The sequence below is a fragment of the Candidatus Methylarchaceae archaeon HK02M2 genome, assembly GCA_024256165.1.
GTDB lineage: Archaea > Thermoproteota > Nitrososphaeria > Nitrososphaerales > JACAEJ01 > HK02M2.
In genome coordinates, this window is record JAKLZG010000067.1 from 1 (window position 1) to 5361 (window position 5361).

Here is a 5361-nt window from a genome sequence, read left to right on the forward strand (position 1 = left end):
ATTATTTATTATTTATTAAATAATATACTTTAGTCTTTAAGAAAAACTATCCATAAAAGAATTATATCTATAGGTGTGCTGAATAAGACTTTCATAAAATGTAAAAGAGGGGCAGCTAAAGAAGTCGCCACACTGCTTTCAAGAAAACTACTACGTCAGTCGTCTTAGATTCAATGATATTACGAGAGATCCTTTGGATCTCAACGAATATTTTTCATTTCTTCTTTAGTGGGTTATTCGCTTCAACCACTAATTAACCAAAGATTAATTTGAGTATAATTGAGAACTTACGTATTGCTCTACACAATATAAAATATTATACTATATCTTACATTATATAACTTGTAAAAGCTTTGTAAATAGGGCATTTGGCAGAGTATTCGCAACCACTCTCTGAGTAGCAAAATGTTCTCCTGTCAGGAAGCTTGGGCAAGTAATTGTTACATATACTCCAAGGCTTAACGATTCCCTTGTAGAAACAGAACCTTAGTAGAGCAATCTCATCTAATCTTAAAGGCTCAAGTGTCTCCCAATCCCAAGCTTGTATCTTCACCGACTTTCCTGCAGACAATAATTCGATATATTCACCTCTCTTAGGGACTTTATGAACATCGATAGGAACCTTTTTAGATGCTTTATCCCAGTATTTGCAAGAACGACAGCACTCTGTCAAGGATTACCCTTCATATAAAAGGTCGTGGCGAGTATTATCATTTACGCTTTAAAGAAAAAAATGTGTTTTATTCTTGATTGATAATTTAAAAATGGTCAATACAACCCTTACTTAACATCTAGGTGGTGTTTAGATTGCCTAAGAAGATGGTCTGGATTGAATTGTTGTTTAGCCGCTTCCCCATTGATAAGAAAATATCCTCACAGATGTTGGTAAGATTTTGTTTTCTCTTCTTGGTTTGGCTTACCGGTTTTCTGGCTTATACACTGGATGGACTAATGATATCATATATATCGAATCTTCAAATCTATCAGGGACTCTTTGGCTCGGGTTTAATTATCCTCTTTGGTTCATATATGTTTCAACATTCTTTACCTGATATTATTCCATCTTTTCGTTCATTGTTGAAACTGAATGACTCACTATTCCAAAAATTCTCTGAAAGAGTAGAACGTTATAGCTACAGTTTCATTCCATGTCTTTTAATCGCTTTGGTTTTTATGGTCTTGTGGTCAAGTGTACCTAACGATTTCCAAAGAGTGTTGATTGAAGGCTCTAGTCTACATGGAATCTGGGACATTTCCATCTCTATCTTTGTCTATCTTCTTGTAGCTACTGGCATCTGGTTTGGTATATCGATTTGGTTAACGATATTCCTTATATCACGACAACCGTTGGAGATCGATCTATCTCAAAAAACAATCGAAAAATTTCGGGGTCTAACCATGTTGGCTTTGTGGTTTTCTTTGTTTTATTTTCTTGCAATTTCAATAAGTATAATAATTTCTTTTATAGGCAGTCCAGCCGTTCCCCTTCTTGATGTTATTTTCTCACCCTACTTTTTCCTGATAGGTATTGGTATCATCAGTATTCTTTTCCCTTTTTATAATATTCATAACACCCTTCTGAAAGTGAAGAAACAAGAATTGTTTAAAATTGAAGACGAAATAGAACAGTTGAGGCAACAATTAGATGAGGTTTTAGCAAGGCAACCTGCAAAACAATTCGGTGAACAGACAATAACCTTCATCGGTCGTCTTTTCAGTTTACAGCTTAAAGAGAGAAATATAAAAGCAGCCCAAGAATGGCCTATCGACATAAGCTTCCTGACGAAACTTTTTGGTCTAGTTCTCATACCCACAATATGTAGAATATTGATAGAAATCTTGAACCGGTTCTATATATGAATATTTTAATATTAATTTATGAATAGAAATCAATTTCTTAACAATGAAGAAAAAAGCAGAATTTCAAGTGAAATTTAAACTTGAACCAATAATCAGAATGTTAAGTATAACAATCATAGTTGTACTAATCATAGTGTTTATTTATGTAACGCTGAGAACATTCTCCTACTACGAGACTTTAATTAAGGATTCTTCATGGATTCTTGCGTACTTAGTCCATATTCCCCAATTTGTGATACCTTTCACATTGATCAATTATATCTCAAAGGGAGGGTTGGGAGAATACGGCTTTAATTACAAAGAAAAACCACCGTTCACTCATAAGCGTGTAATAGGAATAGGCATATTTTTTGGGCTTCTTATGTCTTTAGAGTACATTTTTCAAATTGTTGAAAATGCACCATTGGATATTCCCTATCCAATTACTTTTGTTAATGTTTTGGGCAATATGACTTTCCAATGGATATTTGTTGGTTTATCAGAAGAAACCATGTTTAGGGGCTTAATCCAAACCTATTTGATGAAAAATCTTCAAGGATATGTTAAGATTCTTGGGCACGATCTCCATATAGGAACGATCATTAGTGCAATCTTTTGGGGCGGATTCCATTTCATCAACATCTTGTATTTACCTCTAGAAAATGTAATATTTTTTGTTATATTAACAACTTCAATTGGCCTGCTTATGGGATATGCCTATCAAACAACAGGAAGTCTCTTAACTACGATATTGATCCATAATACAATATTCGGAGTACCATTAACGATAGGATACATCCTCTATTGGCTTTAATGACTATTACATTAACATTCACTAATAAATATCATCAGCCAGTATCATAAAGAATTTTGTAGACCATTATTTTTTAGGCATAAAGACGATGCCTATCAAGGCTAATGCCGAAATTATTGCGATAAAAAACAAAATTAGAGGTACCATATACTCACCAGCTTCGATGAACAGGTAAGTGAATGTCAACAATAATGCGATTAGTGCTAAAAGACCAACTATTTTAATATTTAATTCGGATGCCATAATAATATTTATTTAATTTGATAATTTAAACATTTTTAATCAAAACTCGAATCAGATAGATTTTTGTTCTTGCAAGGAATATTATAATTATGAAAAAGAAAGTTTAGGTCGAAAACAGTAACAAATACGAGAGTTACAAAAGATAGTAATGATAAGGACTAGGGGGCAAGGGATGGGGATTTAATAATATTTGTGAGGAAGATTAAATGATAGTACTTCAAATCGATTTTGCATTTTGGGGTTTCGTACTTGGTTTTATTGGAACCATTGTATCTTGTATATTAGCCTACCTCAAGATTAGAGAACATCTTCAAAAGAAGTCAGAAGCCAGAAGGGAACGGATAATGCCAATAATTCGAGAAATACGACCATATTTATCATCTTGTTTAGGAACTAAAGATGAAGCATTATTTACTTCAAATATCCAACAAATATATCATATGTATGTAAATGATATCTTGAAAAAAAGCTTAGATAAAGATATTGAGAAAGAATTACCTGACCTAAACAGACATTTTAAAGAATTTCAAACGAAAATTAATGAGATTAAAAAAACCACATGTGATAAATTCGGACTTGAGTATTTAGAACATATCGAACCTTGGCATTTTGGAAAAGGAAAAGAATATGAAGATTTTAGACATCTTCTTTTCTCTAATGTTAATATAAGAATGCTAATTCAGGAACTGATAGAGGACATAGAAAAACTCTTCGAGAAAGAATGATCCAAAGGAATTGCTTCCTTAATCTTAAAAAATAAGGGGTAGGGACCTATGATCCCGGTCCCGACGGGTCTGGGAGATTTATTTCGGTTTTAAGCGTGAATTTTGGTGGTTAAAGGCCCATTTTTGGGGCTTAAATAGAAGACTATGCGTTAATTTTTCGCGCTCTAAGTATAACTTAGTATTTAACAATTTGACGTCTAACCAGTGCCTGCCGGCCTTCTTACAGCACAGGTGATCTTTCCTATGTCAATCTTGTCGATCCCGTTGTTTGTCTTAAATAATTGTATAATTTGCTTTCTTTAGGGCATTTATCAAAGAATCTATATCTTCCTCTGTATTGTATATATAGAAGCTTGCCCTCGCAGTTCCAAGTATTCCCAATCGTCTCATCAAAGGTTGAGCACAGTGATGCCCAGCCCTTATAGCCACTCCTTCCTTGTCAAGCTCAACAGCAAGATCGATAGGATCTAAGTATCCTAAGTTAAACGAGATAACTCCACTATGGACTTCTACATCTTTACGACCATAAATCCTGATTTTCTCAAATCCTGACATTTTTTCTAAGGCATATTTCGTCAACTTCTTCTCATGTACTTCCACGTTCTCCATGCCCGTTTTACTCAGATAGTCAACCGCTGCACCAAGACCTATAGTTCCCGCTATGTTCGATGTGCCAGCTTCGAACTTCCAAGGTAGATCATCCCAACTTGCTTCTCTAAGATTAACCTCTCTTATCATGTCTCCACCACTTAAGAAAGGAGGCATCTCCTCAAGCAACTCCTCTCTCCCATATAGGACGCCTATTCCAGTCGGGCCAAGCATCTTGTGTCCTGAGAATGTAAGGAAGTCACATCCAATTTCTCTGACATCTACTGGCATGTGTGGAACTGATTGTGCCCCATCTATCAAGACCAAAGCACCATTTTCATGGGCAAGATTTACTATCTCTTTAATTGGATTTATAGTTCCTAAAACATTAGATACATGAGTAACACATACAAGCTTTACCTTTTCATTCATAAAATTCCCAAATTCATCGATGTTCAAAACTCCTTCATCGTTTATATCAACAAATTCTAACTGAGCTTTTTTCTCTTTAGCCAAGAGTTGCCAAGGCACAAGATTGCTATGATGCTCCATAACTGTCAACAAGATTTTATCACCTTCCTTTATGTTGGTTCTTCCCCAACTATATGCTACAAGGTTTATCGCCTCTGTCGCATTTTTCACAAAGATTACTTCAATGGAGTCTGCTTTTATGAATCTGGCTATCTTTTCTCTGGCACCTTCATACGCATTCGTGGCTTCTTCACCTAGTTTGTACACACATCTATGAATAGTAGCGTTATATCTTTTGTAATAATCATTGATAGCATCGATAACTTGCTTAGGTCTTTGAGACGTGGCTGCATTATCAAGGTAAACGGTAGGTCTCCCTTCGAATCTCTGCTCAAATATAGGGAAGTCTTGTTTGATTTTCGCTACATCTATCAATTTTTAAATCTAGATAAGGATAATAAGTTTAGTGATTTTATTATTTCTATTAAAAAAGTAGCTTACAGCAAGAAGAGAACATGTAGATACAATGAATTTGTTATATGTAATCATCAAAAAGTCGACGCAGATTCAATTTATCGATACTAAAATTTATTAATCTAAGTCGATGTAATTACGAGGTGATCGATACTATCAGACATGGTGGGTAGCTGTCAATCGTTGCGATTATTTTCTCATGTTCGA

6 protein-coding genes are annotated in these 5361 nt (G+C 34.6%); 3 read left to right on the forward strand and 3 right to left on the reverse strand.

From position 1 onward, the window contains the following. Positions 1–328: 328 nt before the first annotated feature. Positions 329–673 (reverse strand): hypothetical protein, encoded by a 345-nt coding sequence (locus tag L6N96_05385; protein MCP8323592.1) that lies wholly within the window; start codon positions 671–673, stop codon positions 329–331. Positions 674–1173: 500 nt separating this feature from the next. On the opposite strand from L6N96_05385, the gene L6N96_05390 reads away from it, so the two are divergent. Together L6N96_05390 and L6N96_05395 are read left to right on the forward strand one after the other, a co-directional pair. Then, on the forward strand, positions 1174–1860 hold the full coding sequence (locus L6N96_05390) for a hypothetical protein (GenBank protein ID MCP8323593.1): 687 nt from the start codon (positions 1174–1176) through the stop codon (positions 1858–1860). A 43-nt stretch (positions 1861–1903) separates the two neighbouring features. Further along, the gene (locus L6N96_05395; protein MCP8323594.1) at positions 1904–2653 is read left to right on the forward strand and encodes a CPBP family intramembrane metalloprotease; all 750 of its coding nucleotides are present in this window, start codon (positions 1904–1906) and stop codon (positions 2651–2653) included. Positions 2654–2719: 66 nt separating this feature from the next. On the opposite strand, the gene L6N96_05400 is transcribed toward L6N96_05395, so the two are convergent. After that, positions 2720–2896, reverse strand: coding sequence for a hypothetical protein (locus tag L6N96_05400; GenBank protein ID MCP8323595.1), 177 nt, complete (start codon positions 2894–2896; stop codon positions 2720–2722). A 206-nt stretch (positions 2897–3102) separates the two neighbouring features. Here L6N96_05400 and L6N96_05405 point away from each other — a divergent pair, with 206 nt between their 5' ends. Then, positions 3103–3621, forward strand: coding sequence for a hypothetical protein (locus tag L6N96_05405; GenBank protein MCP8323596.1), 519 nt, complete (start codon positions 3103–3105; stop codon positions 3619–3621). Between the two features lie 273 nt (positions 3622–3894). Here L6N96_05405 and L6N96_05410 read toward each other — a convergent pair whose 3' ends face one another. After that, a complete protein-coding gene (locus L6N96_05410) occupies positions 3895–5112 on the reverse strand; it encodes a cysteine desulfurase (GenBank protein MCP8323597.1) in 1218 nt (405 codons plus the stop codon). Positions 5113–5361: the final 249 nt, after the last annotated feature.